This window comes from Bellilinea sp., assembly GCF_034432615.1.
Lineage (GTDB): Bacteria > Chloroflexota > Anaerolineae > Anaerolineales > Anaerolineaceae > Bellilinea.
In genome coordinates, this window is the sequence record NZ_DAOUBL010000204.1 from 1 (window position 1) to 2,883 (window position 2,883).

Genomic DNA, 2,883 nt, shown 5'->3' on the forward strand with positions numbered 1-2,883 from the left:
GAAGAGGGAAATGCTAGAACTCTCCCATTAGCGTCCGCCACCGGCACAGGCACAGGCACAGCCCGCGCAGGCGCATGCACACGCACAACCACCGCCTCCTCCTGAACGTCCGCTGTAGGAGGATGTTTTTGGCGGAGGATTGGTTTTATTGGTGATTCTTTCGGTGAAAGTATTCACATTGCCGAGGACACCGGCTGAGAAGGATTGAACGCCTTTGACCATTGAGGCGGCAAAGTCTGAACCGGGTAGTTTGGGCAGAGTAACGTTGCCACTGCCGCTGGGGGCAGGCACAGTCGTTTTTGCCATTCCGCCACTACCGGAAGAAGGCGCAGAGCGAATGACCGGATCATAACGCCACCACCAGGTTGGCACCCGTACCGGTCCGGTTTGGAAGACTTCGCGGGTGCGGTCATCCCAGCGACGGTCGATCATCGTCCAATCCATGACCTGTTCGTAGACATCTGACTTGACTTCGGGGGTTTCGGCGGCGGCGACTTGCTGCCAGGCTTTTTCCATGATGGTTTTGTAGTAATCAATGGTCTCTTTACGGCTAAAGCCTTTCATTTTCTCGGTAACCGATTTGATAAGCCCGACAACCGTATCCTGCAGTATACTTTCTTTTAGTTTTTTATTGGTCTGTTGAAAGGCTTCGAGAAACTTTAATTCATACGGCTGGAGATTTTCGGGCAGGGGATCGGTTATTTTTAAAACCAGCGGTTCGCGGCTTTCAACGATTGCAGCGCCTTTTTTCAAAACCGAAAAGAGGATCATGGTTAATACTTTATCCAATGGTTGTTCCATCAGAACAGCGGCTTCAACGGCGGTCAGGCCTCGCTTAATCCCGTGACCCTCGACGGCGATTTTGGGTGGCATATATTGCAGCTTGCGCCGACTTGCCGCAATAGCCGACAGAATGGGAATGAGGAAAAAGAAACCGATAAATCCAGCGGTGCATAAAAAGCCCATGATTGCATCAATATCCACGGTACGCAAGTTGGGCGTTTCGGTTGCAACAACCACCTGGGCCGGTACAAGTCGAATTGGGAAGGATGCTCCAAATTTGTAGCTGGTGTAGGCATTTGCGTTTTCAGCGTACCAGGTGTAGTAAACCCGGCCCTGGGTGTCAAAACCGGTCTCGACCGGTTCATCGCTACCCGGCCAGTTACCAGAAGGGGTATGGTAGCGAGGTTCTTCAGGTTTCAAACCGGCTGGTAATACAATGGTGAAAAAATATTCGGTTGTGCCGCGGGTAAAATCTCTGCTGAAATAATTTGGAGTGATGACGATACTAGCGTACTCTTCGGCTTCTTGCAGGGTGGATTTACCCAAGACGCGCTCGACTTTTCCAACATACACGTGCAAAGTCCCGGTTTGACCAGCCTGAATGGCATTTCCTCCTAAATGGATTTCAACCCCCGGTGAGACATACTCCGAGGGGCGAATGAGGGTGGCAGGTTTTCCGTTAATTTCAGCGGAGATGGATTTAAGGTCATAATTTGAATTAGGCAGACCAATATCTACAATGTCTATGGCATCCCGGGCGGGTAAGTTATTGAAGGTAATGGTGTAATCGAGGCTGATACTTCCATCTGAATTGACAAAAACAACCACCTCTTGTTTGGGTACTTCAAAAGATAAATTTTGGGCCTGAACGGGTTGGATGCTCAATCCGAGCATCATTGCAATAATCAACCATAAAAGAAAAAGACGAAGAGTTCGCATCTTACCCTCCCGATGTACGGCTTACCATTTTGGTTCTTCAGTCAATTGATAAGTTGTGTGACAATAAGGGCAGGTGACCACAGGCGCACCGGCGACCATTTTGATGTCTTCCGGCTTCAGTGTTCCGCCGCAAGAACGGCATTTGATCGCATCCATGTTTACATTGCCGGGGAGGTCAATTTTGAGGGTAACATTGGTTTCATCAGGCTTGGTTGGTTTTCGTGTAGCCAGAAAGACCAGAGCCAATCCAATTCCCACGGTGATCATTCCTACCGGAATCCAGCCGACCGAACCCTGATCACCGGTGGAACCCCAAATGAACAATACCCCGAAAAAAATCAGAATTCCACCAACGATCAAAGCAATAATTTTCCATGCGCTCATGGGCACCTCCAGTTAAAATTCAGTGTAACATTTTCTAGTCGGCATGACAATTTGACAAAACTCATATTTGTAGTCTAAAAATTACCCGAAATCAACTCATTGTCATTTTGATTGTATACGAGAATTTCGAATCCTGGTTTTATCTTCCTGCTATAATTCGTTTGGGAGGAGGCTGGAATGGGAGAAGACTCTTTAAAGCAGGAATACGAAAATCTCAAGAAAGAATTAAATTATCATTCCTATCGCTACCATGTTTTGGATTCACCGATCATCAGTGATTTTGAGTATGATCGGATGATGCAGCGATTACTGCAAATTGAAGCCCAACACCCGGAATGGATTACTCCCGATTCGCCCAGTCAACGGGCGGGGGCAGAACCACTGGAACGGTTCGTCAAGGTGCGTCATCCTGCCCCAATTTTGAGTCTGGCCAATGGATTTGGCGCTGCTGACGTGCGGGCATGGTATGAACGGTTGGTTCGGCTGGATGAGCGGGTCCTGAATACCGATTTTGTTGTGGAGCCAAAAATAGACGGTTTAACCGTTGTGCTACATTATTTGGACGGCCAATTTGTGCTGGGTGCCACCCGCGGAGACGGGGAAGTGGGTGAAGACATTACTGCAAATTTACGCACCATCAAGTCCCTGCCGATGTGGATTCCGATCAGTCCGGATGGGCCTGCGGCGGAAGGGCGGTTGGTGGTACGCGGTGAGGCATTTATCAATATTCGGGATTTTGAAATCCTCAACCAGCGTCTGGTGGAGCAGGGAGAAAAG

The 2,883-nt window shown here is 48.9% G+C and carries 3 protein-coding genes; 1 reads left to right on the forward strand and 2 read right to left on the reverse strand.

The window, feature by feature from the left end:
- Positions 1-27: 27 nt before the first annotated feature.
- Complete coding sequence (locus VAE48_RS09265) at positions 28-1,722, reverse strand: hypothetical protein (protein WP_322793044.1); 1,695 nt, start codon at positions 1,720-1,722, stop codon at positions 28-30.
- A 21-nt stretch (positions 1,723-1,743) separates the two neighbouring features.
- A complete protein-coding gene (locus VAE48_RS09270) occupies positions 1,744-2,106 on the reverse strand; it encodes a hypothetical protein (protein ID WP_322793045.1) in 363 nt (120 codons plus the stop codon).
- A 177-nt stretch (positions 2,107-2,283) separates the two neighbouring features.
- Between VAE48_RS09270 and VAE48_RS09275 the strand changes: the two genes are divergently transcribed.
- The coding region (locus VAE48_RS09275; protein WP_416181039.1) for a DNA ligase LigA-related protein at positions 2,284-2,883 on the forward strand (600 nt) is incomplete at its 3' end.